Annotated in this window: 21 protein-coding genes; 9 read left to right on the forward strand and 12 right to left on the reverse strand. The window is 65.1% G+C overall.

Going from position 1 to position 26,390, the window contains the following annotated elements:
* Positions 1-87: 87 nt before the first annotated feature.
* Positions 88-1,125: a DUF1839 family protein gene (locus FFS21_RS27275; protein ID WP_137927822.1), complete on the reverse strand. Its 1,038-nt coding sequence runs from the start codon at positions 1,123-1,125 to the stop codon at positions 88-90.
* A gap of 278 nt (positions 1,126-1,403) precedes the next feature.
* Here FFS21_RS27275 and FFS21_RS27280 point away from each other — a divergent pair, with 278 nt between their 5' ends.
* From FFS21_RS27280 to FFS21_RS27305, 6 genes are all read left to right on the forward strand, one after another.
* Positions 1,404-2,969, forward strand: a complete 1,566-nt coding sequence (locus FFS21_RS27280) for a mannose-1-phosphate guanylyltransferase/mannose-6-phosphate isomerase (protein WP_237380650.1) — start codon at positions 1,404-1,406, stop codon at positions 2,967-2,969.
* Between the two features lie 56 nt (positions 2,970-3,025).
* Positions 3,026-5,422, forward strand: coding sequence for a polysaccharide biosynthesis tyrosine autokinase (locus FFS21_RS27285; RefSeq protein WP_137927839.1), 2,397 nt, complete (start codon positions 3,026-3,028; stop codon positions 5,420-5,422).
* A gap of 93 nt (positions 5,423-5,515) precedes the next feature.
* Complete coding sequence (locus tag FFS21_RS27290) at positions 5,516-7,357, forward strand: serine aminopeptidase domain-containing protein (RefSeq protein WP_137927823.1); 1,842 nt, start codon at positions 5,516-5,518, stop codon at positions 7,355-7,357.
* Positions 7,358-7,474: 117 nt separating this feature from the next.
* Complete coding sequence (locus FFS21_RS27295; protein ID WP_137927824.1) at positions 7,475-8,797, forward strand: lipopolysaccharide biosynthesis protein; 1,323 nt, start codon at positions 7,475-7,477, stop codon at positions 8,795-8,797.
* Positions 8,769-9,989: a glycosyltransferase family 4 protein gene (locus FFS21_RS27300; protein ID WP_137927825.1), complete on the forward strand. Its 1,221-nt coding sequence runs from the start codon at positions 8,769-8,771 to the stop codon at positions 9,987-9,989. The genes FFS21_RS27295 and FFS21_RS27300 overlap by 29 nt, the downstream gene beginning before the upstream one ends.
* Positions 9,983-10,546 carry an LbetaH domain-containing protein gene (locus FFS21_RS27305; RefSeq protein WP_137927826.1) on the forward strand — a complete coding sequence of 188 codons (564 nt, stop codon included), beginning with the start codon at positions 9,983-9,985 and terminating at the stop codon, positions 10,544-10,546. The genes FFS21_RS27300 and FFS21_RS27305 overlap by 7 nt, the downstream gene beginning before the upstream one ends.
* A 96-nt stretch (positions 10,547-10,642) precedes the next feature.
* Here FFS21_RS27305 and FFS21_RS27310 read toward each other — a convergent pair whose 3' ends face one another.
* The 6 genes from FFS21_RS27310 to FFS21_RS27335 all read right to left on the reverse strand — a co-directional run bounded on the left by FFS21_RS27310 (position 10,643) and on the right by FFS21_RS27335 (position 16,115).
* Entirely contained in the window at positions 10,643-11,008 is a 366-nt protein-coding gene (locus FFS21_RS27310) for a type II toxin-antitoxin system VapC family toxin (protein ID WP_137927827.1), read from the reverse strand.
* The gene (locus tag FFS21_RS27315) at positions 11,002-11,220 is read right to left on the reverse strand and encodes a ribbon-helix-helix protein, CopG family (RefSeq protein ID WP_137927828.1); all 219 of its coding nucleotides are present in this window, start codon (positions 11,218-11,220) and stop codon (positions 11,002-11,004) included. The genes FFS21_RS27310 and FFS21_RS27315 overlap by 7 nt, the downstream gene beginning before the upstream one ends.
* A gap of 132 nt (positions 11,221-11,352) precedes the next feature.
* Positions 11,353-12,219, reverse strand: a complete 867-nt coding sequence (locus FFS21_RS27320; protein ID WP_137927829.1) for a glycosyltransferase family 2 protein — start codon at positions 12,217-12,219, stop codon at positions 11,353-11,355.
* A 27-nt stretch (positions 12,220-12,246) separates the two neighbouring features.
* Entirely contained in the window at positions 12,247-14,490 is a 2,244-nt protein-coding gene (locus tag FFS21_RS27325; RefSeq protein WP_137927830.1) for a polysaccharide biosynthesis tyrosine autokinase, read from the reverse strand.
* A complete protein-coding gene (locus tag FFS21_RS27330) occupies positions 14,487-14,957 on the reverse strand; it encodes a low molecular weight protein-tyrosine-phosphatase (RefSeq protein ID WP_283205155.1) in 471 nt (156 codons plus the stop codon). Before FFS21_RS27330 ends, FFS21_RS27325 begins: the two co-directional genes overlap by 4 nt.
* Before the next feature lie 18 nt (positions 14,958-14,975).
* Complete coding sequence (locus FFS21_RS27335) at positions 14,976-16,115, reverse strand: polysaccharide biosynthesis/export family protein (RefSeq protein WP_171020504.1); 1,140 nt, start codon at positions 16,113-16,115, stop codon at positions 14,976-14,978.
* 254 nt (positions 16,116-16,369) lie between these two features.
* On the opposite strand from FFS21_RS27335, the gene FFS21_RS27340 reads away from it, so the two are divergent.
* Positions 16,370-17,539 carry a glycosyltransferase gene (locus FFS21_RS27340; protein WP_137927831.1) on the forward strand — a complete coding sequence of 390 codons (1,170 nt, stop codon included), beginning with the start codon at positions 16,370-16,372 and terminating at the stop codon, positions 17,537-17,539.
* A 75-nt stretch (positions 17,540-17,614) separates the two neighbouring features.
* Here the strand turns inward: FFS21_RS27340 and FFS21_RS27345 are convergent, their stop codons facing one another.
* On the reverse strand, positions 17,615-18,742 hold the full coding sequence (locus tag FFS21_RS27345; protein WP_137927832.1) for a CgeB family protein: 1,128 nt from the start codon (positions 18,740-18,742) through the stop codon (positions 17,615-17,617).
* 1 nt (position 18,743) lies between these two features.
* Positions 18,744-20,393, reverse strand: a complete 1,650-nt coding sequence (locus tag FFS21_RS27350; RefSeq protein WP_137927833.1) for a hypothetical protein — start codon at positions 20,391-20,393, stop codon at positions 18,744-18,746.
* Positions 20,394-20,609: 216 nt separating this feature from the next.
* Here FFS21_RS27350 and FFS21_RS27355 point away from each other — a divergent pair, with 216 nt between their 5' ends.
* Both FFS21_RS27355 and FFS21_RS27360 read left to right on the forward strand, forming a co-directional pair.
* Positions 20,610-21,818: a glycosyltransferase gene (locus FFS21_RS27355; RefSeq protein WP_137927834.1), complete on the forward strand. Its 1,209-nt coding sequence runs from the start codon at positions 20,610-20,612 to the stop codon at positions 21,816-21,818.
* A 178-nt stretch (positions 21,819-21,996) separates the two neighbouring features.
* Complete coding sequence (locus FFS21_RS27360; protein WP_137927835.1) at positions 21,997-22,824, forward strand: class I SAM-dependent methyltransferase; 828 nt, start codon at positions 21,997-21,999, stop codon at positions 22,822-22,824.
* Between the two features lie 10 nt (positions 22,825-22,834).
* Here the strand turns inward: FFS21_RS27360 and FFS21_RS27365 are convergent, their stop codons facing one another.
* Genes FFS21_RS27365 through gmd form a run of 3 tightly spaced genes read right to left on the reverse strand, consistent with a single transcriptional unit; the run spans position 22,835 to position 26,273 of the window.
* Positions 22,835-24,088, reverse strand: coding sequence for a glycosyltransferase WbuB (locus FFS21_RS27365; protein WP_137927836.1), 1,254 nt, complete (start codon positions 24,086-24,088; stop codon positions 22,835-22,837).
* 18 nt (positions 24,089-24,106) lie between these two features.
* Positions 24,107-25,090: a GDP-L-fucose synthase family protein gene (locus tag FFS21_RS27370; protein WP_137927842.1), complete on the reverse strand. Its 984-nt coding sequence runs from the start codon at positions 25,088-25,090 to the stop codon at positions 24,107-24,109.
* On the reverse strand, positions 25,083-26,273 hold the full coding sequence (gmd, locus tag FFS21_RS27375; RefSeq protein WP_137927837.1) for a GDP-mannose 4,6-dehydratase: 1,191 nt from the start codon (positions 26,271-26,273) through the stop codon (positions 25,083-25,085). Before gmd ends, FFS21_RS27370 begins: the two co-directional genes overlap by 8 nt.
* Positions 26,274-26,390 lie beyond the last annotated feature (117 nt).

The raw sequence follows: 26,390 nt of genomic DNA on the forward strand, positions 1-26,390 counted from the left end.
TGCCAAACGTGTCGCAATTTAGACCGCTGGCCCTCTCCCCCGCCCCTCTCCCGCTTGCGGGAGAGGGGAGAACCCCCGCAGAGTAGCTTAGACGTGCACCGGCTCCCCACTCCCAAACGAAGCCACCAGCCCCTCCATCGCGGTCACATACGCCGCTTCCAGGTTGTCCAGGCTTTCGCTGCAGGCATCCGGACGCCGACGCGCCATCGCGCGGGCCAGCCGGAACTGCAGCACCTTGCATTCCGAAGCGATCGACAGCGCTGCTGTCCGTACCGATGCAGGCACCGGATATCCATGCTCGCCCAGCCATGTCAGACAGTGATGCAGCATTTCAAAGTTGGCACCGAGCTGGCGCGGCAGGTTGAATCCATAGTGATGGAAGTACGCATCGCCGCGCGCAAGGATCGTCTCGACCTGCGCAGGGAATTCTTCACGCCAGCGCGAAATCGGATTCTGCACAGGCCGACGGCCCAGATGGTGCCGCATCAACTGCGCAACGGCGTTCGACAGTGCGCGTCCCGCCAGTGGCGCGCGCACGCGCTTGGCGCATTCGGCATAGGGAAACAGGATGTTGCCGTTACCGCCCAGTTCTGGCGTGAGACGCATCAGGCCCTGGTAGTCCTCGCCTTCCGCCGCATAGTGTCCAAGGCTGTGATAGTACGAAAGCCGCTGCGCGATGGGATCGATGGCATCGATGGCGATCGTGGTCTTCACATGGCCGGTGCGGTACGCGGTGGCGCGGGTATCGGGCAGGTAAAAGCTGTCCATCTCCACGAGCATCGCGTGACCGCGCCGCACCTGTTCGACGATATGCGCTTCGAGCGTGTCGTAGATCGCGGTTTCCTGCACCACGGTGCCGTACAGCAGTTCGAGATCGGCCTGCGGATACTTGAAGAAGGTGAAGTGATCGCCCTCGTAGTCCTGCGTCACGGTGAAGGCCAGCGCAGGGCGCGGATCGAGACCCCAGCCGTACAGCAGTTCGATCCAGAGATCCATGTAGCAGTTGGTCTCCTGCCAGATCGATTCCTCGCCGTGCAGCAGGCGGGGCAGCGGTGCGGCGATGGTGCGGCGCGGCGCTGCGTCGTCGATGTCCACCGCGAAGTCCGTCACTGTGCTTTGCTCCATCGCCTGTCCTCCGATATGCGGGTCGCCAAAATCCTGCCACCTGCATTGGAGCCGAGTCGCCAACGGGCTTCGGTTCGTTCTCCAACAAAGCCATCGGGATCGCGTATCGGGCGGCAGCGCCCCGTGGCAGCACCGAACATGTGCGGAATCGAACAGAGGTTGCGGGGGCGGCATCTCACACTGGCCCCATCCTCACCGGCCCGGTGTGGCTGCCCGCGCTTGGTCGCATGGCAACCCCCGGGCTGGCAATCCAGGCATCGCAGGACCGAGCAGGAGGCATGATGAGCATTTCCAACCCGGGCGCGCTGGCGCCGCCGTCCCTCATCGAAACGTTGGTCGAGCAGGCGGCGCAGGGCGCCACTGTGCCCGGACTGGCGCAGGCCGTCATCCAGCCTGTCATCCTGGCCGGCGGCTCGGGTACGCGGCTGTGGCCGCTGTCCCGCGAACAGCATCCCAAGCAGTTGTTGAACCTGGTGGCCGAGAACACGCTGCTCGAAGCCACGGCGCGCCGGCTGGAAGGCGTGGCCGTGATGGCCGGGCGCGCCGCGGGCATCGAGGCGCCGCAGATCGTGGTGTGCGGCGAGGAGCACCGCTTCATGATCGCCGAGCTGATGAAGCGTTGCGGCAAGGCGGCGCGCATCGTATCGGAGCCATGCGGACGCAACACCGCGCCTGCGCTGACCATGGCCGCGCTCCATGCCATGGCAACTGCGGGCGAGCACGGCGATGCGGTGCTTGTGGCCACGCCGGCCGATCACGCCGTGCGCGACGTCGAGGCTTTCCGCGCCGCACTCGCCATTGCGATCAAGCATGCGGATCGCGGCGCGGTCGTCACGCTGGGCGTGCGCCCCAATGCGCCGGAAACCGGCTTTGGCTACATCCGGACAAGCAATGTGTCAGAGGACGGCGCGCTGCCGCTCGAACGCTTCGTGGAGAAGCCGCACCTGGAACTGGCGCAGCACTATGTGGAGTCCGGCGACTACTGGTGGAACAGCGGCGTGTACGTGGTGCGCGCCTCCGTCTGGCTGGATGCGCTGCAGCAGTTGCAGCCCGAGATGGCGCAACTGTGCCGCGCCGCGTACGCCGGTGCCGAGCCTGCTGCCAAGGGCGACGCGTTGTGTCTGTGCAAGGAATCGTTCGAGGCGTGCCCGTCGGACTCCATCGACTACGCCGTGATGGAAAAGCTGGAGACGCTGCCCGATATCCACGGCATGCTGGTGCCGATGGACCCTGGTTGGTCCGATGTGGGGTCGTGGGCCGCCATCTGGGACATCGCAGAAAAAGATGCCTTCGGCAACGTGGCGCGCGGTCGCGTGCTGTTCGATGGCGCCACGTCATGCCTGGCGCATTCCGAAGGCCGGTTGATTGCCTGCGTGGGCGTGCAGGACGTGGTGGTGGTGGAAACCGCCGATGCCGTGCTCGTCGTCGACAAGGCGCACGTGCAGGACGTCAAGAATGTGGTGCAGCGGCTGCGCGCGGAACACGGCGCGGAAGTTGTTAACCATCGTAAGGTGCAGCGTCCGTGGGGCTGCTATGACTCGATCGATCATGGCGACCGCTTCCAGGTGAAGCGCATCGTGGTGGAGCCGGGCGCGAGCCTGTCCCTGCAGATGCATTACCACCGTGCCGAGCACTGGGTGGTGGTGCGCGGCACCGCGCGCGTGACGTGCGGCGAGACCGTGAGCATTCTTTCGGAAAACCAGTCCACATACATCCCCATCGGCACGCTGCACCGGCTGGAGAATCCGGGCAAGACGCCGCTGGAAATCATCGAGGTGCAGTCGGGCGCCTATCTGGGCGAGGACGACATCGTACGGTTCGAAGACAACTACGGGCGCAAGTAGCACAGCGTGCCCGCACGGGTAAGCAGCATCGAGGCAAGGGGGACGTCGTGAGCAAGATGTCATACGCGGGTGGAGCAGGAGCGGCGGCGGCAGCCATGCCCGCAGCCGGAGGCGGGGCGCGTCGGGCCATGCTCGACCATGCAGGATGGATACTGGCCGGCGGACTGGCCGGCGCCGCCGTGGCGTGGATGTTCGCGGTCTCGCAGCCGTCGATGTACAGCGCCAGCGCGCTGGTGCAGGTGCTGCAGCCCGTGCCGCAGCGGGATGCCCGCAACGCCGGCAACATGGCTGCACTGGCTGCACCATCCGTGCCGCTCGACGTGGGCATGCTGCGCAGCCGTACCGTGGTGGCGCCCGTGGTGGAGCGGCTGCGGATCGATATTTCCGCGCAGCCGCTGCGCGCGCCGTTGATCGGCGGACTGGTGGCGCACTTCGCCACGCCCGGCGTGGTGAAGGGGGCATGGCCGCAGAGCCTGGGCTATGCATGGGGCGGCGAGCAGATCGTGGTGGACCGGCTCAACGTGCCAGACCGGATGATCGACGTACCGCTCACGCTGGAAGTGCTGCCCGACGGCAACTACCGCCTCTATGAAAAGGACACCGCGCTGCTGGCCGGCAGCGTTGGCAAGGTCAGCGAAGGCAACGGCGTGGCGCTGACGGTCTCGCGGATCGACGCCGCACCGGGCACGCGCTTCGTGCTGAAGCGCCACGACCTGGTACAGACCATCGACGCGGTATCGGAGACGCTGCGCATCGAGGCACAACCGGGCGATACCGGCACCGTCAGCATCGGCTGGCGTACCACCGATCGCACGGCGGCGGCCGCGCTGGTCAATGGCATCACGGATTCCTTCATCGGCAGCCAGGCCACGCAGCGGCGCGACGATACCGCCACGACGCTGGCCTTCCTGTCGGGCGAGATTCCGCGCGTGAAGGCGGAGCTGGAGCGTGCAGAGGCGGCGCTGACGCGCTACCGCTCCAAGGCGGGGTCGATGGCGCCGAGCCAGGACGCGCAGTCGTTCCTCACGGGCAGCATGGACTATCAGAAGCAGATCGCCCTGCTGAAGCTGGAGCGCACCAAGCTGCTGCAGCGCTTCACCGAGGAGGCGAACGAGGTCAAGACCGTGGACAACCAGATCCAGCAACTGGTGCGCGAGCGGCGCGAGATGGATTCGCGGTTCCAGAACCTGTCCGCAACCGAACGTGAATCGGTGGGCCTGACGCGCGACGTCAAGGTGGCCGAAGACATGTACATGACGCTGCGCAACAAGGCCGAGCAACTCACGCTCTCGCAGCTCGATCGCACGGGGCAGGTGCGCGTGCTCGACAGTGCGCTGGTGCCGATGCGCCCGACGGGTCCGGGTCCGTGGCCCGTCACGACGGCAGGCGCGCTGATCGGCCTGTGTCTGGCCATGGCGTGCGTGACGGTACGCCAGCGCATCCGTCCGGCGCTGGAAACGGTGAACGATGCCGAGGTCCGTCTGGGCCTGCCGATGCTGGGCGATATCGTCTACAGCCAGGAGCAGGCCGCGCTGGAGCGGCTGGTGGATGCGCGTGCGCAGGCAGCGTGGTCGCATGCACAGGTGGCGGGTTTGCTGACGCGCCAGCCTGGTCACGCACTGGTGCCGCAGGATGAACTCGACGAGCTTGCCGAGACCACCGAGGATGATGTGGAAGGTGCGGAACGTTTGCTGCGCCTGGGACTGCACGATCAGTTCCTGCTGGCACGCAATGCGCCACACTCGATGGCCGTGGAAGGGCTGCGCAGCGTGCGCGCGGCATTGCATTTCACGTTGCGTGCCGCACCGGACAAGGTGGTGGCCATCACCAGTCCCACGGCAGGCGCGGGCAAGACCTTCGCCTCGGTGAACCTGGCCGTGCTGTTTGCCGAGGCGGGCCAGCGCGTGCTGCTGATCGACGCCGACCTGCGACGCGGCAAGGTGGCCAACTGGTTCGACCTCCCCGTGGACGTCGGCCTGGCCGAGGTGCTGGCCGGACAGGTGCCGCTGCCCGAGGCGGTACAGCGCACCGTGGTCAATGGCCTGTCCGTGCTGCCGGCTGGCGTGCCGCCGGCCAATCCGTCGGAATTGCTGATGCATCCGGCGATGATGGCCTGTCTGCAGATGTGCCGCGAGCGTTTCGACCTGGTGATCGTCGATACCTCGCCGGTACTGGCGGTGGCCGATGCCACGTTCGTGGCCAACCTCGCCGGCTCCACGCTGCTGGTGCTGCGCGCCGACACCACGCTGCCCGAGCATGTGGACGAAACGCTCAAGCGACTGAGCCGTGCCGATGCGCGATTGCTCGGCGGCATTCTCAACGGCGTGAAACAGAAGCGCAGCAACCAGGCGGATTTCAGCAACATGAACCCGTACCTGGGCATGCCGCTGACGCTGCAGCCGGTGCCGCGCCTGCAGCGCAGCCCGGCCGCCATCGCTCGGCAGGGCGCCTGAACGGATGCCAGATGGCAGAAAGCGTACCCGTTTCTGCGTGTGCGCGCCCTGCCATCGATCCCTCGTTCCTTCGCTAGCGGGAGGGGTGTACCGATGAAACGGATCATGTTCGACGGGTGTGCGGGCTGGCTGCACGAGGCGGCCGGGGGCAAGACTGGCGTCGTGCTGTGCGCGCCGCAGTTGCATGAGGCCATGTGGGCGCATCGCGGCATGCGTCATCTGGCGGACGATCTGGCTGCGGCCGGGGTGCCTGTGTTGCGCTTCGGCTACTACGGCACTGGCGATTCGGCGGGCGAAGGGGGGGAGGCCGACTTCCTGCCGCGCGCGGTGCAGAACGTGGTGGCGGCAGCCGAGCAGTTGCGCACACTCGCCGGCGTGCAGCGGCTGGTGCTCGGTGGCTGGCGATTCGGTGCCACGCTGGCCGTGCTCGCCGCCGAGGCGATGGCTGCCCGCAACCACGGTCCCGCCGCATTGGTGCTGATGGCGCCCGTGATCAATGGCCGAGGCTATCTGCGCGAGCTGCGCGCGTTGACCGCGTTCTACGAGCCAGGACAGTCGCCGGATGCCGCATCGTCATCTCAGCTCCCGCAGCCCCTGCAGGCCGCGTCGCCCGCCGACGACGGTATGGAGGTGCTGTCCTACCGACTGTCCGCCGAGGCCGTGCGCGAGATCGGCGCGCTGCGGCTCGACCGTCGCCCGGGATGCCCGGCACCCAATGTGCTGCTGCTGGACGATGCGCCGGGCAGCATGTCCGCCGTGGCGGCGCTGAAACGCCAATACGAACAGGCCGGGGCACAAGTCGATGTCCGCGAATTCTTCGACAGCCGCCTGATGATGAAGTCGCCGGAAATCTCTGCAGTACCGGAATCTGCATGGCGTGGCGTGGTGCAGTGGGTGGCGCCCGATGCCTTGCCATCGGACAGACCTGTGCCGCTGGCAATCGATGCCGACGCCGGCACGAGCGAGGTCGATGGCGTGATCGAACATTCCGTCTGGATCGATGGCGGCCAGCAGTTCGGCGTGCTGTGCGAGCCGATGGGCTCGCAGGACGCGCCACCGCGTGCCGTGGTGATCTTTCCCAACACGGGCGGCAGCCATCACGTAGGCGATGGCCGCGCGTTCGTGCTGTTGTCCCGCGCGCTGGCCCGCCGCGGTTTCGCGGCCTTGCGGCTCGATGTGTCGTCACTGGGCGATAGCCCCGGCGCCGCCCGCGAGATGGCCGTGCCGCGTGCCTACGCACCACGACCGCGCGCCGACGTGAGTGCCGCCGTAGACTGGGTCCGTGCACGCGGTTACTCGCACATCGTCATGGCAGGCGTCTGTTCCGGCGCCTACCTGAGCTTTCAGGCGGCGCTCGCCAATCCACATGTGACGGGCGTGGTCATGGCCAACGCGCTGAAGTTTCTCTGGCGTGACGAGGACGATGCTGCAGAACACAGCGGGGAAACCACGTTGCGCGACTACCTGTTTGCCGCGCGCAATGCACGCAACTGGCAGCGCCTGATGCGCGGCGACATTCCGGTGGGGCAGGTCGCCGCCGCGATCGGGCGACGCCTCGGCCGCATGTTTGCGCGCCCCTCCGCCGTTCCCGACGACCTGCAGGCCGATCCGGAGCCGGACTATGCGAGCGAGGCAATGCATCGCCTGAGCCGGCGCGGCGTACAACTGGATCTGCTCTACGGTGTGGAGGATGCAGGACTTGCGCTGGCGGGCCGGTGTTTCGGCGAAGCGTTCCACGCGCTGCAGGACCTGCCCGGCATTGGTGCGCATCGCTGCGCGCAACTTGACCACGCCATGATCCTGGCGCCGAGCCGCGACACCTTTCTCTCGTTCCTGATGCAGAACCTGCGTCGCCAGCAGACGGTTGCCGAGCCCATCGCGGAAGTCGCCACACAGTCATCGTCCGTCGTGCCGGCCATGCGGGCCGCCGGATAACCAGGCCGCCGTGGTCCGATGTGTGACAACGAACAGACCCCTTTGGGGGGTGGACGCATGCTGCGAACAGGGGTGGATGAGGATCTGCCCTTCCGCACACGAAGAAGGCAATGACCGATGTCTCCGATCGTTAAGCGCATCATGGCCGGCATCGGCGCCAATACGTATGACCAGCTCGCCAACATCCTCATGCAGCTGGCATCGCTGCCGATCTTCCTGAGCCATTGGGATCTCCGCACCTACGGCACCTGGCTCGTCATCTCCGCGATTCCTTCCTATCTGTCGATGGCCGATGTCGGCATGGTCACCGTGGCGGGTAACCGCATGAGCATGCTGTCCGGCGCGGGCGATACGCGCGCTGCCAACCGCGTATTCCAGAGCGCGCAGATGTTCATCCTGCTCACATGCGCCAGTATCGCCACGCTGGCGATTCCTGCAGCGCTGTGGCTGCCGTTGCCGGAACTCGGCAGCCTCGACATGCGGCTGGCATTGGCCGCGTTGCTTGTGAATGTGCTGCTGTCGCTGGGCAATGGGTTGTCGGGCGCGGCGTTCCTGTCCACGGGGCGTTATGCGCAGGGCGTGACCATGAACGTGACCGCGCGCCTGCTGGAGTGGCTCGGCGGCATCGCCGGTCTGCTGCTGGCCGGCACGTTCGCGGCCGTGGCGTGCGGCATGCTGCTGGTGCGCATGGCCACCCTGTTCTGGATCAGCCGGCAAAGCACGCGCGCGCAGACCGGATTGTCGTGGGGCATGCGGCAGGCAGACTGGGCCGAGGTGCGCGCAATGCTCAAGCCGTCTATTGCCTTCATGACGTTCCCGATTTCCAACGCACTGAGCTTCCAGGGATTCACGCTGCTGACGGCGCACCTGCTCGGACCGGCTGCCGTGGCCGTCTTCAACACCTATCGCACTGTGGCGCGCGTGGCCGTGCAGGTCACGTCCACACTGAGCCATGCGCTGTGGCCCGAGTTTGCGCGCATGTACGGCAGTGGCGAGATGCGCGCGCTGCGTCGGTTGCTGCTGCGCACGTCGATGCTCGGAGCGCTTGGCGCCATCGCACTGAGCGGGTTGCTCTATGTCTGCGCGCCGCTGCTGCTGCGCATCTGGACCAAGGGCGAGATTCCCTTCCATGCATCGGTGATGGCGGCGTTCCTCTGCTATGCGGCGGTGGCCGGCCTTTGGCACATCCCGCGCGTGGTGCTGCTTGCTACCAACCAGCACAGCCGGCTGGGCGTGGCGGCGTTGTCGCTGAGCGCGCTGTCGCTGCTCGCGGCATGGGTGCTGGGCACGCAGATGCAGATCATGGGTCTGGTCGCCGCGATGATCGGCGGCGAGATACTGGCCATGTCCGTGTGCCTGTGGCTCACGGCTAGAACTTTCCTGTCGCGGGACAATCATGCGGAGGAGCTTGATGAGAATAGCGCTGTCCACTATCGGTAGGTTTCACACCTTCGACCTGGCGCGAGAGCTGCATGCCCGCGGGCATGAACTGACAGTCTTCACCGGCTACCCGCGCTTCAAGCTGCGCGACGAGCGCCTGCCTCAATCGGCCATCCGCACGTTTCCGTGGCTGCATGCACCGTGCATGAAGCTGGGCACGCGCCTGGGCTATGACAGGGCCATCATGCGCGAGCTGGTGCACTGGAACCTGGAATCGTTCGGCCGGCACGTGACGCGCAATATTCCCGAGTGCGATGTGTATTCGGGACTGTCGTCGTCGGCCGGCGACGCGGGGCGCATCGTGAAGTCGCGCGGCGCGGGATACATCTGCGACCGTGGTTCGTCGCACATCCGCATCCAGGACCAGATCCTGTCCGAGGAGCACGCGCGCTGGGGCTTGAGGTACAAGCCCATCGACCCGCGCGTCATCGCGCGCGAGGAACGCGAGTACGAGGAGGCGGACCTGATTACGGTGCCGTCGAGCTTTGCATATCGCTCGTTCGTCGATGCCGGTGTGCCGGAGCGCAAGCTGAGGCTGATTCCGTACGGCGTGGACCTGACGCGCTTCCAGAAAGTGGCGGAGCCCCCCACGGATTCTTTCGAAGTGCTGTTCGTGGGTGGCGTCAATATCCGCAAGGGCATTCCGTATCTGCTCCAGGCGTTTGCCAAACTCACGCATCGCGCCAAACGGCTGACGATCGTGGGCGGATGTGATCCTGCCATGCTGTCGTGGCTGCATGCCAGCGGTCTGCCGCTCGAAGGCGTGACGTTGACGGGCTCCGTGCCTCAGCCGCAGTTGAAGACCATCATGAGCCGCGCGCATGTGATGGTGTTGCCGAGCGTGGAGGAAGGGTTGGCGTTGGTGCAGGCCCAGGCGCTGGCGTGCGGCTGCCCGGTCATCGGCACGCATAACTCGGGCGGCGAGGATCTGTTCACCGATGGCGAGGAAGGGTATATCGTGCCGATCCGCGACGCCGACGCGCTGGCCGAGCGCATGCAGAACCTGGCCGACCAACCCTGGCTGCAGCAGATGATGGGCGCCGCAGCGCTGCTTCGCGTGCGCCGCATTGGTGGATGGTCCACGTATGGCGGACGCGTGGCGGCGCTCATGGAGGACTTGGCCACGCACCGCAGGCGCGATGCAGGGGTTCCGATTGGCGCACTGGCCGGGAGCGAGATCGGATCATGCTGATTGCAAAAGACGACCCCTCCGTCGGCCCCTCGTTCTCGCTGCAGAACCGCGTGCTGCGACTGGCCTGGAACTGGACCTGGCTGCTGCTGTTCCGATTCAGCCCCCGCCCGTTGCACCCGTGGCGAAGCTTCCTGCTACGCGCGTTCGGCGCGCGCATCGGCACGCATGTCCACGTGTATCCCACGGTCAAGATCTGGGCACCGTGGCGGCTATCCATCGACGACTACGCCGGCGTGGCCGATGGCGTGACCCTCTACAGCATGGGCCACATCCACCTGGGCCGCCGCTGCGTGATCTCGCAGGGCTCGCACCTGTGCGCGGGTTCGCACGACTACAACAGCAGCAATTTTCAACTGATCACCGCACCGATCACGGTGGGCGCGTTCGTGTGGGTTTGCGCGGAAGCGTTTATCTCGCCAGGGGTGGAGTTGCCAGAAGGTGCGGTGATTGCGCCGAGGTCTGTGGTCACCAAGTCATTGCCGACGTCATGGACGGTGTATGGCGGCGCACCGGCGAAGGTTATCGGGAAAAGGACGAAGCATGAGGAGTGGGAGTAGGCGGGCGCTGAGTTCACGAGCCCTGCCGGTTTGCTCCCCTCTCCCATGAAATGGGAGAGGGGCTGGGTGGAGAAAACCAGCAGTATTCCTCAAGCCTCACAACTGATAAGGGACCCGCACGCCTGGCTCATCCGCGGGAAAGTCCTTGGTGTTCCTCGACACCAGCAGAAGCGAATGGACCTGAGCGCTTGCCCAGACAATGGCATCAGGCAGGCGAATTTTCGTGGCCTTCCGAATGGCAACCGCACGGTTTGCGACACTTTGATCGACCGCTATGAGAGCGAAGGATTGAAGCCAACTGCGCACTGCCGCCTCTTCTTCAGGCGGCGTGCCTACCAAGACTTCCATCCAGGTGATGGAACTGATCGCGCGATGTTCGTACCGCGCCAACTCCGCTCTCGCTTGTTCCCTGCCATTGAGGAAGTCGATCAGGATGTTTGTATCGAATAGGGCCTTCACCATTCTCCGCGTAGCGCCTCCTGATAGACGAGTCCATCTACGCCTTTTTTGCGCCACAGACCGAATACGTCAGTGCCCAACGCCTTCTTGCGCTCGACGATGTAGGCATCCAGAGCGTCCCGGATGACAGCTGCCCGGGAACGTTGTTCCGCCTCGACAATGAGTGTCAGATCTTCGATTTGTTCGGCGGGAAGATCTATCAGGATTCTGCCCATACTTTTCCCCTAAGAATGATATATGCATATCGTATATCATCGCTGAGCTTGGGGATAGCCTGGATTTCCGCCACAATGGGACATGAGGTTTTTGGTGCACATAAAGTCGAGTACCAAGTGCAGCAACCTGATTCAAACCTGCTCCGTCCGCCCCTCCAGCACAGCCTCTTCCTTCACCTTCGGCTTGCACTGCGCTTCCCTGACCTTCAGCACGATCATGTACTCATAGAACGCGCGCAGCAGCGAGAACGTCAGCCCCGCGCGGCCATCGAGGATGCCGCCACGGAAGAAGTAGAGCAGCAGGAACATCACCACAGGCCGGAACGGCAGCCGATAGTAAAGCTCCTTTTGATGGAAGCGGCGTTCGTTACGGTCGCCGTCGAAGAACGCGCGCCAGATGCTGAACTGCATACCGTTGGCGCGATTCAGCAGGATCTGTTCAGCTTCGAAACTGCTGTAGCGATTGTGCTTGTCGTACCAGTGCGTGATGCCCTTGCTGAACGGGTAGTGGTCGAAATGCGCGCCGATATCGCCCGTGGGCCCATCTACCAGTGTCACCGGATTGCAGAGCCGTTCATAGCGGATGCGTTCGGGGCGGAACAGGCGGATGTTGAACGGCGAGGGTGCCACGTGCCGCAGCCAAGATCCCATGAAGTGATCGCGCCGCCTGACGCGGAAAGCCACGTTGTCGCCGGCGTCGGCCACGGCCCGCTGCATCGCGCTGGCCAGTTCGGGCGTCACGCGTTCATCGGCATCGGAGTAGTAAACCCAGGGATTCCGGAAGTCGATGTGCTTCAACCCCCAGTTCTGGTGCGCAGACCAGTTGTCGAAGGGTCGCTGCACCACGCGCGCACCGAACTGTTTCGCAATCTCGACGGTGCGGTCATCGCTCATCGAGTCATACACCACGATATCGTCGGACCAGGCCAGGCTGCGCAGGCAGCCCGGCAGGTCTTGTTCTTCGTTTTTCGTCAGGACGATGACAGAGATGCCGGGCATGTTTGAGCCATGTTGTGTGGATGGGAACTACGCGCGCTTGCCGTGGGCCTTGCCGTACTGGCTCATGTAGCGATACTTGCCGTACATCGCGTGCGGCCGATACCAGCGGCCTTCCACATGCAGGCCGTTGAACAGCACGCCCTTGATGTCGCTGCCCGCCTGCTTCAGCGCACGTTGCGACGCGATCAACTCGCGCGCCGTGGTGCTGTCCGCACGCGCTACTGCAAACACGGCGCCGGCATGCTTGGCCAGGATCGTGGCGTCGGTGGCAGCCAATACCGGCGGCGTATCGAGCAGGATCAGGTCGTAGCGTGTCTTCAGCAACTCCAGCAGCCCGCCCATCGCCGGATGCTCCAGCAGGTCGGCAGCCAGCGGCGGTTGCGTGCCCGTGGCGAGGAAGTCGAGTCCGGGCACTACGTCGCGCTGCACCACGTTGTCGAAGTCTGCACCGGTCAGCACTTCCGTCAGGCCTGGCGTGCGCATGCGGCCCAGCGCATGGTTCAGGCTGCCGCGCCGCAGGTCGGCGTCGATCAGGATCACCTTGCGGCCCGCCTTGGCAGCAATCGCGCCGAAGTTCAGGCTGACGAAGGATTTGCCCACGCCCGGCGCCGGACCCGTGATCACCACCACGCGGTTCGGGCTGTTCAGCAGCGCGAACTGCAGCGCGGTGCGGAACGTGCGCAGGCTTTCGATGGCGGGATCGTCGGGCGCATCGGTGGCCAGCAGGCCGGCATGTGCCTCGTCCGAGGGCTTCAGGCTGGCCTGCGCATTGCTGAACGGCACCGTGGCGTAGACAGTGAGGCCGGTCTGCTGTTCTACTTCGTCGGCATCCACGAGCCCGCCATCGAGCACATGGCGCAGCAGCACGGCCATCAGCGCGGCCAGCAGGCCCAGGATGGCAGCTACCACCGAGATCATCGGGCGGTTCGGGCGCACCGGGTCCAGCGGAATGTCAGCCGGATCGATCAGGCGGGCCGTGCCCACCTTGCTGGCCTTGGTGAGCCGCAGCGCCTGCGTGTCGTTGAGCAGTTGCTGATACAGCTCGGTGCTGACCTTCACGTCGCGCATCAGGCGCAGCACGTTCTGCTCCACCTCAGGCAGTTTCTGGATCTTGTTGGTCACGCCGCCAAGCTGGCCGGAGAGACTCGCGATCTGGCTGTCGATGATCTCCACGCTCGGATGGCTCTGCGTGAAGCGCGTGGCCAGTTCCTCGCGTTTGGTGCGCAGCTCCTGCAGCTTGGTCTGGATGGCTACGGATTGCGACAGGATCAGCTTCGATTCCTCGCTCAGGTCGATCGTGCCGCGCTGGTTACGCATCGAGTTGTAGCGCTGCTCGGCCGTCTCCACCTGCTGCTTGAGTTGCGGCATCTGGCTTTCGAGGAACTTCAGCGATTTCTCCGCTTCCTCCGCCTTGCGGTGGACGTTCTGCTCGACGTATTCCTGCGCAATCGCGTTCAGGATTTTCGCGGCCTGCACAGGCGAGTTGTCTTCGAGCGCCACGCCGATCACACCGCTCTGCTTGCCGCGCTCGGCGATCATCAGGCGAGTCTGCAGGCCGGCGATGGCCGCGCCGCGCGGAATGTGCCGCACGATGAAGAGTGCGCCGGGGTTGCCCACGAGCTGGCTGACTTCCATCTTGACCGTGCCCTTGCGCGTCTCGATGGTCATCGGCACGCCCACCTTGCCGTCGGCCACCGTGTCCTGGTTCGGGAACGTTACCTGGAAGCCGTCGCCCTCCGTCTTGGTCACGCGGATCTCGGCACCTTCGAGGTCCGGCGGCACCGTGAGGTTGGCCATCTTGATCGACTCGATCCCCCACGCGTAACCGCCATAGCCGAACAGTCCCGGTGTGGAGAGTTGGCTCGCACGTGCCGCGATGGCCGAGCCGATCACCGGGAAGTAGCGCGGCGATGCCACGACGTCGAGGTTCAGCAGATCCACCGCCTTGCCCACCACCATGCGCGAGCGCAGCAGTTCCATTTCGGCGGAGGCGGCGGGCTTGACGTCGAACACCGGAGACAGGCTCGCCGCCAGCTTGGCGCCGGCAGGGTTGCCTGTGGTGTCTTCCACCTGCACGACGATATCGGCGCGGTAGACGGGCTTGCTCAGCATCGCGTAGACCACACCGAGCACCGTGATGAGACCAGCCACGATGATGAAGGTCCAACGGTATCGGACCAGCGTGTCCAGGACAGCGGTCAGGTCGAGCGGCTTCTCGCCGCCTTCTTCGATGTCTGCCGCCGGATCCCGGAATTGCCTGACGTTGCTCATGATGTCTCCTCACACCCGCTTGCGTTCTCGAGTTGCTGAACGCGTGTTGACCATGCATCCACCCCGTGCCGGATCATCCCAAGTACCACTGCGAACATGCCATGCGATCCACCGTACGGGTCCGGCACATCCGCATCGATGGATTCGCATAACCGGAAAGTCTTGCCGCGCGCGCCGGCATGCAGGCCCTCCAGCCAGTCGCGCTGGTCGGCCTCCATCACCAGCACCAGGTCCGCCTGCTCCACCAGCCGGGCGTCGATGGCCCGTGCACGATGCGCACGCAGATCGACCCCCTCGCGCGAAAGCAGCCGCACGGCGCGCGGATCGGCGTCCGCGCCCACGGGTGGTTCCAGCCCGGCCGAGAGCACGATGCAGTCAGGCAGTGCCTGCTGCAGCAGCACCGCGGCCATCGGACTACGGCACCGATTGCCGAGGCAGACCACAAGAATCGAACGAATCTTTGTCACGACGTTCCTCGATGTTGCTCAATAACGCATGAAGCCGGCGGTGCCCGTGATCGGCTGGACCAGCATGCTCATGACGCGGCTCCAGCGCACGATGCCGTTGGCATCGACATAGACCACGTCCTTGGGATGCATCTCGAAGCCCTCGGCCACGGCCAGTGCAACCGGCGAGGTGCCATCAAGGTGGAACACCTGCGGCGCGCCGTCTTCCTTCTTGCGGATCACGAAGATCTGCCCGGCGTTTGCAGTGCCGGGGTTTACGCCACCGGCGTCGCCCAGGGCCTCGTTGAGAGACATCTTGCCGTCGCGCATCAGCAGCGAGACCGGCTTGACCACTTCACCGGTGACGAAGATCTTGCTGCCTTCGCGCTGTTCCACGCGCACGATGTCGCCATTGCGCAGCAGGATGCGTGCGGGGTCCACGCCCTTGCGCAGCAGTGCGGGCATGTCCACGTACCACGTCTGCTCGCCGCGCGTCACGCGGATGCGGCTGTTGTCGCCGGTCAGGTTCAGCACGCCCCCAGCGCGATTCAGCGCTTCCACGAGCGTCATCGCCGCATCGTCGATCGGCAGCGCACCCGGCGTCTTCACCTCGCCGTCCACATACACGCGCTGGCTGCGGAAGCCGAGCACGCGCACCGTCATCTGCGGATTGCGCACCACACGCGAGATCACGCGCGACATTTCCTCGCGCAGATCATTCGTGGTCTTGCCGGCCACGTGCAACACGCCCGCATAGGGAAACTGGATGTCGCCGCTGGGGCTGACCACATAACCCGGCATGTTCGATCCGCCGCTGGTGACCGGAATCTCCATCGCCGTGGCCACGCTGTACGTCTGCGTCGGGAACACGAGCTCGGGGTGATCCCAGACCACGACGGAAATGATGTCGCCGGGACCGACGCGATAGGGCTGCGGTGTGCCGAACAGTTGCTCCACACCTACGTTGGTAGGCTTGGCGTTCTTGCGCAACTCTTCATTGAGCTTGAGCGTGATCGGCGTGATCTCGGGCGGCTTTTCGCTATCACCGCCGGACGCCTGCATGGCGGCATCGGAGATACGCATGCCCGGCGCTGCGGCACATGCGGAAAGCAAAGCGGCGGCGCACAGGGTGACCAGTGCGGAACCTACGGGAAACATGGCGAAGCGACCTGATGACATCTCGATTCTCCCAACCAGAACCAACCCAGAGCCCAAGCGTGCATGCCGCGCAACCCGCGGCCACAGCTTCTGATGATGCGAGAGTAGGAGCGTGGGGCCGTGGCTTCGGTACGTTTCACCACATTGGCGCGGGGAGGGTGTGGTGTGGGTGCCGAAGCCTCTCCCAACCGGCTGTTTGTGCTGCAACGTACGGAGGTCGCAAGCGCCGGGGGCTAGGCTGCCGTCATCTTCAGGCGTGCAGGAGGCTACCTTTCATGCGGCTTTTACATGTCATCAACTCGATCAACCCGGTAGGTGGCGGTCCGATCGAAGGATTGCGCCAGCTGGATATCTATCTGGCGCAGCGCGGCGTGCAGGCGCAGATCTGCAGCAACGATCCGCCCGATGCGCCTTATGTGGTCAACAGTGGGCTGGATCTCGTGGCGCTGGGACCGAGCCGGCTGCGGTACGGCTTCAACACGCGCATCGTGAGCTGGCTGCGCGAGCATGCCGCGGACTACGACGTGATCATCGTCCACGGCATCTGGCAGTTCCACAGCCTGGCCACATGGCTGGCCCTGCGCGGTGGGCGCACGCCGTATTTCGTCTTTACGCATGGCATGCTCGATCCGTGGTTCAAGGAGCGCTATCCGCTCAAGCATCTGAAGAAGTCGCTGTACTGGGCCGTGGGTGACTACTGGGTGTTGCGCGATGCACGCGCGGTATTGTTCACGGCGGAGGACGAGCGCCTGCGTGCCAGAGAGTCGTTCGCGTTGTATCAGTGCCGCGAGCAGGTCACCACGTTCGGCACGTCGCCGCCGCCGCCGGATCGTGCTGCGATGCGCACGGCCTTTACGCGCGCGTTTCCCGCCACGGCCGGGCGGCGCAACCTGCTCTTCCTGGGCCGCATCCATGAGAAGAAGGGTGTCGACTTGCTGATGCAGGCGTTTGGCCGCGTTGCGTCGATGGACCCCTCGTTGCATCTCATCATGGCGGGGCCGTGCGATACGCCGATGCGTCATCAGCTCGAAGGCATCGCGCATGCAGCAGGTGTGGGCAATCGCGTGACATGGACCGGCATGTTGCAGGGCGATCTGAAATGGGGCGCGTTCGAAGCGGCCGAAGCGTTTTGCCTGCCATCGCATCAGGAGAACTTTGGCGTGGCCGTGGCGGAGTCTCTGGCTTGCGGCGTGCCCGTGCTGATATCGAACAAGGTCAATATCTGGCGCGAGATCGAAGGCGATGGCGCGGGCATGATCTGCGACGATACGCAGGAAGATGCCGAGCGCGTGCTGCGCCAGTGGATTGGCACGCCGGCATCGGATCGTGCGCGGATGCGCGAGCAGGCGATGGCTTGCTTCGAGCAGCGCTTCCAGAGCAGCCGCTTTGCGGATCGGCTGTTGGAGATCGTCGGCGCGCCTGGCGCCGCGTTGCAACCGGTCTAGCCCCTCAGGCAAACAACACGGGCCGCTCAACGCGGCCCGTATCGGTCCTTCCCCCACGCGAAATCTTCGTCGCTTCTACGACTCCACCGCCACATCGGCCAGCGCTGGTGTCAGCGTGCGCACCTCGCGCGTGGGCATGGCGGCACTGGCACGCAACTGCAGCGCCGATTCCACCACGCGTGCGCAGATATCCTGGTTGCCGGCGCCATTGGCGCGTACCCGCTGCATGCCCGCCACGCGGATGGCTTCGCGTCGCGCGGTGTTGTCGAGCAGCGTGCGGCACCAGTGCGCGCACTCGTCAGCATCGTTCCAGAACACGGCTTCGCGGCCTTCTTCGAACATGGCCAGGTGGTCTCGCGTGCGCTGGGCGCAGAGCAGGCCGCCGGCGTACGGAATCTCCATCGTGCGCGTGGTGTGCAGGTCGCGGTTTCCCGACGACAACAGACCGATGCAGATCTTGCTGCCCTGCATGGCCGCCACGTAGTCGCGTCCATTGAGGTTGCCGCCACGATGATGAGGCCGCAGCATTGGCCAGAACGAGGACATGCCCCAGCGCGCGCCCCAGATCGAGACCGGAATGCCGCGCGTGATGAGATCGGCAATGAGCTTGTCGCGCGGCTCGTTGCGCATCCACGTGCCGATGAAAGCGACTTCGGAGCGGAAGCTGTCCGGAATCTCGTCGTCACTGGCATATGGCGCGTGCATGACCTCGTCGTAACTGCGGTCCACGCGCATGATCTGCGAGGCACCCAGCGCGCGCAGTTCCTCGATGTTCTCGTCGCGCACCACCACGCACAGGTCGTAGGCCGGAATGGCGTTGCGCAGCGTGGCAAAGCGCTGGCCGTCGCGCGGGCCGGACGGGTCGTCGTGGTTGTACAGCACCGTCGTGGCGCCCGTGCTCGCGAGCAGGCGGATGCAGTCGGGGCCGAGCAGCTCGCCGCTATCGACCCAGACGATGTCGGGTGTGTCGAGTTCACCGAGCGTGGCGCAGATATGAGCCACCCAGTCGTGCATCGTCCATTGCAGTGCGCGGTATCCAGTGCGGAAATGCGCGGCGTTGAGCCAACGGTTGTTAAGTTGGCGATCGACGGCCAGGAATGGATCGGCGATGGTCACCGCATGGCCGAGGCGGCGCAACGCCTGCGCGCGGTAGAGCGCAGTGCTGCCTTCGAGGCTGCAGCCGAGGTAGAGGATTCTGGCCATTTCAGGTGGCTCCTTTGCCGATGGCGCGCACAAAGACGCGCGAGATCCAGAAGACGATGGTGTAGATGAAGGCGCTTTCGATCCAGCCGCGCAGGATCAGTTGCATGAGTCCCGACAATGATTCGACACCCGTGGCCGCGCTGGTCAGATAAAACACCCACGTGTAGAAGCGCGTGACCACGAGCGGGCTGAAGACGGGTACCCATCGCACCGGGCTGCCATCGCGCGCAGGCAAGGTGCGGCGCGTGGTCTGCGCATCGGCCAACGCGAACGTGACAAAGGCGAGGATTGCCAGCACGCCTGGGTAGAGCCAGTCGAACGTGGCATAGCCTGTGCCGAAGATCGAACCCGTGCGGAAGCCGCCGAGGGCATCGGTGTCACCCGTGACCGTGAACAGCATCAGGTCGCCGGACGATGACGTGGTCACGAAATCCTTGTCGACCGCCACGCCCAGCGCATCGAGCACGGGGCCGGGTATCACCGTGATGACGCGCTGCCATTCGATCTTGCGCAGTTCGGCGCGTGCGGACGCATCCTGCCGCAGTGCGAGATCGAGCGTGGCATCGGCGAACTTCATGTTGGCCAGACGCTGCAGGAACAGGTTGTCGAGATAACGCTCGTCCCACGTTTCGTGATTGTCGTTGGCATCGGCTTCGAGCCGGTCGCGAATGGCATCGCGGTTCTGCATGGTCTCGATCGTGGCGCTGATCAGTTGCCCAGCCGAGACATCGTTGCGCTGCGCGCGCGCGATCACCATGCTGGTTGCCAGATCGGTGACCGGCCCTTGCAGCAGCGCCAGCACGAGTCCCACGATCACCAGACGACGTGGCCGGAACAGGCGCATCGGCAGCGTGCGCGTGATGAATCCATAGGCGAGTACGAGGCAGACCGAGATCGTGCCGATCAGCACCAGTGCGCGGCTGTTGCTGCCGATGGAAATGATCGCAAGCAATGCGGTGTAAGCCACGAGCGTGAGCTTCCATCTCATGCTCATCGGCAGATAGCTGTGTGCACCGGTCAGCGGCTTCACCAGCAGGCAATAGGGCAGGTAGGCCAGCGGATACATGGCCTGCATCAAGCGGTTCAGCGCGCCGCCGCTGCCTTCGGTGATCATGCCGACCACGAAGATCTGGTACACCATCGCACAGAGCCCGAGCACGCCCATCACCATGATCTGGACATTGCCCACCGTGTGGAACAACCCCATCGGTCGATAGACGCGATTGACGATGCCCACACGCAAACGCATGGCCGTCTGGCTCTTGCGATAGAGACGATGCGCGCCGAGCAAGGCGATCTGGCAGATGAACGCGTGCGCGAAATCGAGCACGGGGTGGTGCAGGTTGTACGTCAGCGGCTTCCACTCGAGCAGGGTGGCCACGGGCGGCAGCAGGAAGTAGGACAGCGTGTAGCCGAGCAGCATCGAGGTGGAGATCGGATACGCGCGCAGCCGCTCCACGCGCGCCATCACATGGATGCCGCTCAGGCCACCGGCGATTACAAGCAGCGCGGCGGCCACGTTGGCGGAGTTCAGCCAGAGCAGCGCCTGCACGCCGACTGTCGCACTCCAGACGAGCAGGAACGCCGTCCGCCAGCGCTGGAAGCGCAGCGGCCGTGGAGCGGCGGCAATCTGCAACGTGGTGGCGGTCATACGGGGTCCTCGGGGATCCTCGGGCTCATGTTGCGGAGCCTACAGAGGATGACCGGGCATGGATGTGGGGTAGCACACCATCCACGTACCCACCCCCGATGACCGCCCCGGAGCGTGGGATGCCGAACAGTTGCGTGCGCGGCAGCAGGCGCATGCTGCGGTTCCAGACGCCATGCCGGGAGTGACGCCGGCGAACCTTGTGCAGGAGCAGGCAGCGTGAAAATCGTGGTGTTCGGCCATCCGGCCTATATGGGCAGTCCCAGCATGAACGGCTTCGTCGCCATGGTGAGCGAAGGCATGCGCGCACGCGGGCACGACGTGGAATTGTGGCGCCCGGAAGGCTTCGTGCGGCGCCTCGGCATGGGACCGCGCTCGCGCAAGTATCTGGGCTATGTCGATCAGTTCATCCTGTTTCCGTGGCAGGCCCGCGCGCGGCTCCGGCGCATGGCGGCGCCGCCGCTCGTGGTGCTGGGCGATCATGCGCTGGGCATGTGGATGTCGTTCCTGGCCGAGTATCCGCATGTGATCCATAGCCATGACTTCAATCCGCTGCGCGAGCTGGCAGGGGATTTTCCGAGCCGCCAATTGAGCTGGAGCGGCAAGCTGTACCAGTCGCTGATTCGCAATGGATTCGGGCGGGGCCGCATGTTCATCGCGGTGTCGCAGGCGACGGCACGGGATCTCGTCCGCTTCTATCCGGGCGACGCACCGCCGTGCGAGGTGGTCTACAACGGTCTCAGCTATCCCTTCGGCCCGATGGATGCGGCCACCGCCGTGGCAACGCTGAAGAAGGAGGTCGAGGAACCCGTGGTGCCAGGCATGCTGCTGCATATCGGCGGCAACCAGTGGTACAAGAATCGCGCGGGCGTGCTGGCGCTGTACGCCGCCTACTGCCGTGCAACGCCTGCGGCGAGCATCCGCCCGCTCTGGATGATGGGACCGCAGGCCCCCGATGCCGAGATGTTGGCTGCGGCTGCGCAGGCCGAAGCGGCGGGAGGCAACGTGCGCTGGCTCGTCGGATTGTCGACGCAGGCGATTCACGCGGCCTATGCGCTCGCCGCGGTGTTTGTCTTCCCCAGCCTCGAAGAAGGTTTCGGCTGGCCCATCATCGAGGCCATGGCGTGCGGTACGCCGGTGCTGACCACGGATCGCGCGCCGATGAGCGAGATCGCCGGTGGCGTGGCGACGCTGATCGAACGGATGCCGGAAGGCGATGCTGCGGCATGGGCTGCACGGCATGCTGCGGTACTCGCTGACATGGCCGCCTGGACCGCGCCGATGCGGCAGGCGTATGCCGCATCGGCGCTGGCTCACGCAGCGAAATTTTCGGCAGACCATGCGCTCGACGAGTACGAGCGCATCTACCGAAACGTAGCCGAAGTACACGGCCATGCACCCGCAGACTTGCCCGCCCGGGCGGTCTGAGACGTGGCTCCAAACCATCAGACCATGATCTAACGGAGTCCGCCGCACTTTGTGCGCTACCGCACAAATCTCGCGCAGGAAACTCCCTAGCATCGGTGCTGCCAATTCTGGACCGGCAATTTTTTCAACCGGTGGAGTGGCGGGAATCAGTATTGACCGATGTGTTTGGGAGCCCATCATGATGGCGCAGACCCAGCAGGACGAAATCAATCGCAAGGCGTGGCGCAGTGGCGGGGCGCAGCGCATGTTCGGTGCGCTCTCGGGCGTGACCGATCCGGGCGAAGAGGCCGCCCTGGCCTATGTGGCCGACGACGTGCGCGGCCAGCCGCTACTCGATGTGGGCGTGGGCGGCGGACGCACCGTGCCGCTGCTGCAGCGCCTGAGCGCGGACTACACCGCCGTGGACTACACCGCCGAACTGGTTGAAATCTGCAGACGCAATCATCCGGACGTGACGGTGCTGCACGCCGATGCGCGCGACCTCTCGATGTTTCCGGACAATCACTTCGGGCTGGTGATGTTCAGCTGGAACGGCATCGACGCCGTCGATCCATCCGGCCGGCTGGCGATCCTGCAGGAGTTCGCACGCGTGCTGCGCCCCGGTGGCCTGCTGCTGTTTTCCACGCACAACATGCTGGGGCCTGGCTATCGCGAGAACCTGCTCAACATGCTGAACTGGCCCAACGATGCGCGCAATGCGCTCGACTTCGGACTGAAGTCGGCGCGCGTGCTGGCACGACTGCCCAGCGGTGCGTTCAACTTCGTGCGGCACTCCCGGCTCAATCGCCAGTACGACGGATTCGGGCTGCGGGTCTGCGCGGCGCACCGCTTCGGTATCGTCATCTACTACACCGAGATGGAAGCGCAGAAGCGCGCGCTGGCCGGTCTCGGACTCCGGACCGAGAAGGTGTTCTGCAACATGCACGGTCACGAAGTGGACGAGCGCGACGATATGCGGCGCCTGTTCTGGTTTCACTTCGTCGCGCGCAAGGCCGCAGCGCACTAGCGCACTAGCGCTAGAACCGGTCACCGAGCGTGGCCGGTGCGCCGGGCGCGGTCGTCATTGCCAGCAACGTTTGCTCGAACTGTCCCAGCACGGCATCGCGATCCAGGTGCGTGCGCGCCCAGGCAAGTCCCGCAATGCCGAGTTGCGTGCGCATCGCGGGCGACGCCGCAAGCGTGGCGATGCCTTCCGCGAACGCGGCGTCGTCACCGGGCGGCACCACCACGCCACACAGGTTGACCACGTTGGCCAGCGCAGAGCCTTGTGCAGCGGTAGTAACCACGGGCCGTCCGCTGGCCAGCATGCCCGTCAGCTTCGAAGGCATGACGAGATCGGTGACATCGGCCCGCTGCGGCAGCAGATGCACGTCGGCGGCGGCCAGCAAAGCCGGAAAGCGTTCGTTGCTCTGCAAAGGCAGGAACTGCACGTTCGGAAGATCCGCGCAGGCGGACTGCAGTTCGGCGCGGCCTCCGCCATCGCCACAGAACACAAAGCGGATATCGGCGCGATCGCGCAAGCGTCGCGCGGCGGCAGCCAGATGCTCGAGCCCCTGCTTGGCGCCCATGTTGCCGGAATAGAGCGCCAGCACGGCGTCTTCGGAGATGCCGAGCTCTGTGCGCATCGCGCGTGCGGCATCGGGCGAAGTCTGGTGCAGTACGGTCCAGTTCGGCAGCAGCACTGCGCGCTCCGGGGCAACGCCTTTCTCGATCGCCAGCGCAACCATGTTCGAGGAAATCGACGAGACACGATCCTGCCGGCGCAGCAGGAATCGCTCCATGCCGAGCGCGAGACGACGCAGCCATGGTCGCTTGAGCAGCCCGAGTGCGAACGCGGCATCCACTTCGTAATCCTGTACATGCAGCCATGCGCGGCCGCCCGAAAGCCGCGCGAGCAGTGTGGCGACGGGCGTGCACATCAGCGGCGGCTCGACCATGAAGACCACATCGGGACGCCAGAACCATTGCCGCACCAGTAGCGGCAACGTCGATGCGGCAAAGCTCGCCAGATGCAGCAGGCGTTTCGCACCCGATGGTCGCGCCGGCACCCACACCGGTGCGCGCCAGACCTCCACGCCGCGCAGCGTCTCGCGCCGATATCGCCAGGCACTGTAGCCATCACCAATGCGCCACGCGGGGTAGTACGGCGGCGCGGCTATCACGCGCACGTCGTGGCCGCGCGCCGCCAACCATTCCGACTGCTCGGTGGTGTACTTGCCGATACCCGTCAGCTCCGGCGCGTAGTTCAGGCTCACCATCAGAATCTTCATCGGGAGTCCTGTCGAGGATCAGGCCGCGGACGCGAGGGGTTGCGCGGCCAGACGCCCATCGGCCACGGCGCGGCGATAGGTTTCCTGCAGGCCCTCGCGCAGTGCGACGCGCGGGCGCCATCCTGTCGAAGCGATCGCCTGGCAATCGAGTCGCTTGCGCGGCGTGCCATCGGGACGCGACGGATCGAAGCCGATCGTGCCTGGGTAGCCAGTGGCCTCGGCCACAAGCGAGGCGAGCGCGGCAATGCTGACTTCATCGTCGCTGCCCACGTTGAGAAAGCCGTGTTTCGCGGCCTGGCGGTAGTCGTCCCGCGGCAACGCCATCAAGTGCAGGCAGGCACTGGCGAGATCATCGACATGCAAGAACTCGCGCAGCGGGCGCCCCGTACCCCAGACCGATACGTGCGAGGTGCCGAGCGACGTGGCGTCATGAAAGCGCCGCAGCAGGCCCGGTATCACGTGACTGTTCTCGGGATGATAGTTGTCGCCGGGACCGTAGAGATTGGTCGGCATCGCGCAGCGGAAATCGGTGCCGTACTGACGGTTGTAGCTGTCGCACAGCATGATGCCCGCGATCTTGGCCAGCGCGTACGGGGCGTTGGTCGGTTCCAGCGCGCCGGTCAGCAAGGCATCCTCGCGAATCGGCTGCGTGGCGAGGCGCGGATAGATGCAGCTCGATCCCAGGAACAGGAGATGCTGCACACCGTGCTGCCACGCTGCGTGAATCACGTGCGTGGCGATGGCCAGGTTCTGGTGGATGAACTCGGCGGGATAGGTGTTGTTGGCATGGATGCCGCCTACGCGCGCGGCGGCCAGATAGACCTGGTCGATGCGTTCGCTGGCGAAGAATGCCTGCACTTGCTGCTGGTCGCACAAGTCGAGTTCGGCATGGGTGCGAACGACGATCTCGACGTCGCCACGCGCCGCGAGGGCACGCACGATGGCCGATCCGACCATGCCACGGTGCCCGGCCACGTAGATGCGGGGGCGCGCGTCAGTCATGGTGGTCATAGGCGCGGAATCCTGCCATGCGAACCAGTGCGTCGCGGCGCGCGGCGGCGTAGTCGGACTCGATCATTTCCTGCACGAGGGTGTCGAAGCCGATGCGCGGCGTCCAGCCGAGTTTCTCGCGCGCCCGCGTGGCATCACCAAGCAGCGTTTCCACTTCGGTCGGGCGGAAGTAGCGCGGGTCTACGCGCACGATCACATCGCCCACCTTGCAGGCCGGGCGCGATGCGCCGTGGCCGGTATCGATGGCGGTCACCACGCCGGTTTCCTCTTCGCCGCTGCCACGGAACTCCACCGTGATGCCGAGATGGCGCGCGGCCAGCGTCACGAACTCGCGCACGCTGTGCTGCTCGCCGCTGGCGATGACGAAGTCCTCGGCCTGCTGCTGTTGCAGCATCAGCCACTGCATCTCCACGTAGTCGCGCGCATGGCCCCAGTCGCGCAGCGCAGACATGTTGCCGAGGTACAGCGTGTCCTGCAGCCCCAGCGCGATACGTGCAATGGCCCGTGTGATCTTGCGCGTGACGAAGGTCTCGCCCCGGATCGGGCTTTCATGGTTGAACAGGATGCCGTTGCAGGCATACATGCCATACGCCTCGCGATAGTTCACCGTGATCCAGTAGGCATAGAGCTTGGCCGCTGCATACGGACTGCGCGGATAGAACGGCGTGGTTTCCTTCTGCGGAATCTCCTGCACCAGTCCGTAGAGTTCGGAGGTGGACGCCTGGTAGAAGCGTGTCTTCTTTTCGAGTCCGAGGATGCGCATGGCTTCGAGCAGCCGCAGCGTGCCGAGGGCATCGGTGTTGGCGGTGTACTCGGGCTCCTCGAACGAAACCTGGACGTGGCTTTGCGCAGCGAGGTTATAGACCTCGTCGGGCTGCGATTGCTGCATCACGCGCATCAGGCTGGCCGTATCGGTCATGTCGCCGTGATGCAGGAACAGGCGCCGGTCCGAGACGTGCGGGTCCTGATAGAGATGGTCGATCCGCTCGGTGTTGAACTGCGAGCTGCGGCGCTTGATGCCGTGCACCTCGTAGCCCTTGTCGAGCAGCAGTTCGCACAGGTAGGCGCCGTCCTGCCCCGTGATGCCGGTGATCAGTGCGCGCTTCGGGCGCGATGCCTGCGGCAGCGCCGCTTCGCCGAATCCTGCAAGAGGCTGGAGGTCGTTGGCTCCCATATCTTCCTGTGCTCCCCGGTAGTGATCGCAAAGTGAATCCGCCGGGCAGCGGCCTGCCCGTGAAACGACTGTAGCGGGGTGGAGCCGGGGGTACTGTGGGTTAGCACACAGAGGGGG

Source organism: Cupriavidus sp. 2SB (assembly GCF_005503625.1).
Classification (GTDB): domain Bacteria; phylum Pseudomonadota; class Gammaproteobacteria; order Burkholderiales; family Burkholderiaceae; genus Cupriavidus.

Excerpts from the sequence above, each read along its gene's own strand:
- FFS21_RS27275 (WP_137927822.1), bottom strand. The coding sequence starts at position 1,125 with ATGGAGCAAAGCACAGTGACGGACTTCGCGGTGGACATCGACGACGCA.
- FFS21_RS27280 (WP_237380650.1), top strand. The coding sequence starts at position 1,404 with ATGATGAGCATTTCCAACCCGGGCGCGCTGGCGCCGCCGTCCCTCATC.
- FFS21_RS27285 (WP_137927839.1), top strand. The coding sequence starts at position 3,026 with ATGTCATACGCGGGTGGAGCAGGAGCGGCGGCGGCAGCCATGCCCGCA.
- FFS21_RS27290 (WP_137927823.1), top strand. The coding sequence starts at position 5,516 with ATGAAACGGATCATGTTCGACGGGTGTGCGGGCTGGCTGCACGAGGCG.
- FFS21_RS27295 (WP_137927824.1), top strand. The coding sequence starts at position 7,475 with ATGTCTCCGATCGTTAAGCGCATCATGGCCGGCATCGGCGCCAATACG.
- FFS21_RS27300 (WP_137927825.1), top strand. The coding sequence starts at position 8,769 with ATGAGAATAGCGCTGTCCACTATCGGTAGGTTTCACACCTTCGACCTG.
- FFS21_RS27305 (WP_137927826.1), top strand. The coding sequence starts at position 9,983 with ATGCTGATTGCAAAAGACGACCCCTCCGTCGGCCCCTCGTTCTCGCTG.
- FFS21_RS27310 (WP_137927827.1), bottom strand. The coding sequence starts at position 11,008 with ATGGTGAAGGCCCTATTCGATACAAACATCCTGATCGACTTCCTCAAT.
- FFS21_RS27315 (WP_137927828.1), bottom strand. The coding sequence starts at position 11,220 with ATGGGCAGAATCCTGATAGATCTTCCCGCCGAACAAATCGAAGATCTG.
- FFS21_RS27320 (WP_137927829.1), bottom strand. The coding sequence starts at position 12,219 with ATGCCCGGCATCTCTGTCATCGTCCTGACGAAAAACGAAGAACAAGAC.
- FFS21_RS27325 (WP_137927830.1), bottom strand. The coding sequence starts at position 14,490 with ATGAGCAACGTCAGGCAATTCCGGGATCCGGCGGCAGACATCGAAGAA.
- FFS21_RS27335 (WP_171020504.1), bottom strand. The coding sequence starts at position 16,115 with ATGTCATCAGGTCGCTTCGCCATGTTTCCCGTAGGTTCCGCACTGGTC.
- FFS21_RS27340 (WP_137927831.1), top strand. The coding sequence starts at position 16,370 with ATGCGGCTTTTACATGTCATCAACTCGATCAACCCGGTAGGTGGCGGT.
- FFS21_RS27345 (WP_137927832.1), bottom strand. The coding sequence starts at position 18,742 with ATGGCCAGAATCCTCTACCTCGGCTGCAGCCTCGAAGGCAGCACTGCG.
- FFS21_RS27350 (WP_137927833.1), bottom strand. The coding sequence starts at position 20,393 with ATGACCGCCACCACGTTGCAGATTGCCGCCGCTCCACGGCCGCTGCGC.
- FFS21_RS27360 (WP_137927835.1), top strand. The coding sequence starts at position 21,997 with ATGATGGCGCAGACCCAGCAGGACGAAATCAATCGCAAGGCGTGGCGC.
- FFS21_RS27365 (WP_137927836.1), bottom strand. The coding sequence starts at position 24,088 with ATGAAGATTCTGATGGTGAGCCTGAACTACGCGCCGGAGCTGACGGGT.
- FFS21_RS27370 (WP_137927842.1), bottom strand. The coding sequence starts at position 25,090 with ATGACTGACGCGCGCCCCCGCATCTACGTGGCCGGGCACCGTGGCATG.
- gmd (WP_137927837.1), bottom strand. The coding sequence starts at position 26,273 with ATGGGAGCCAACGACCTCCAGCCTCTTGCAGGATTCGGCGAAGCGGCG.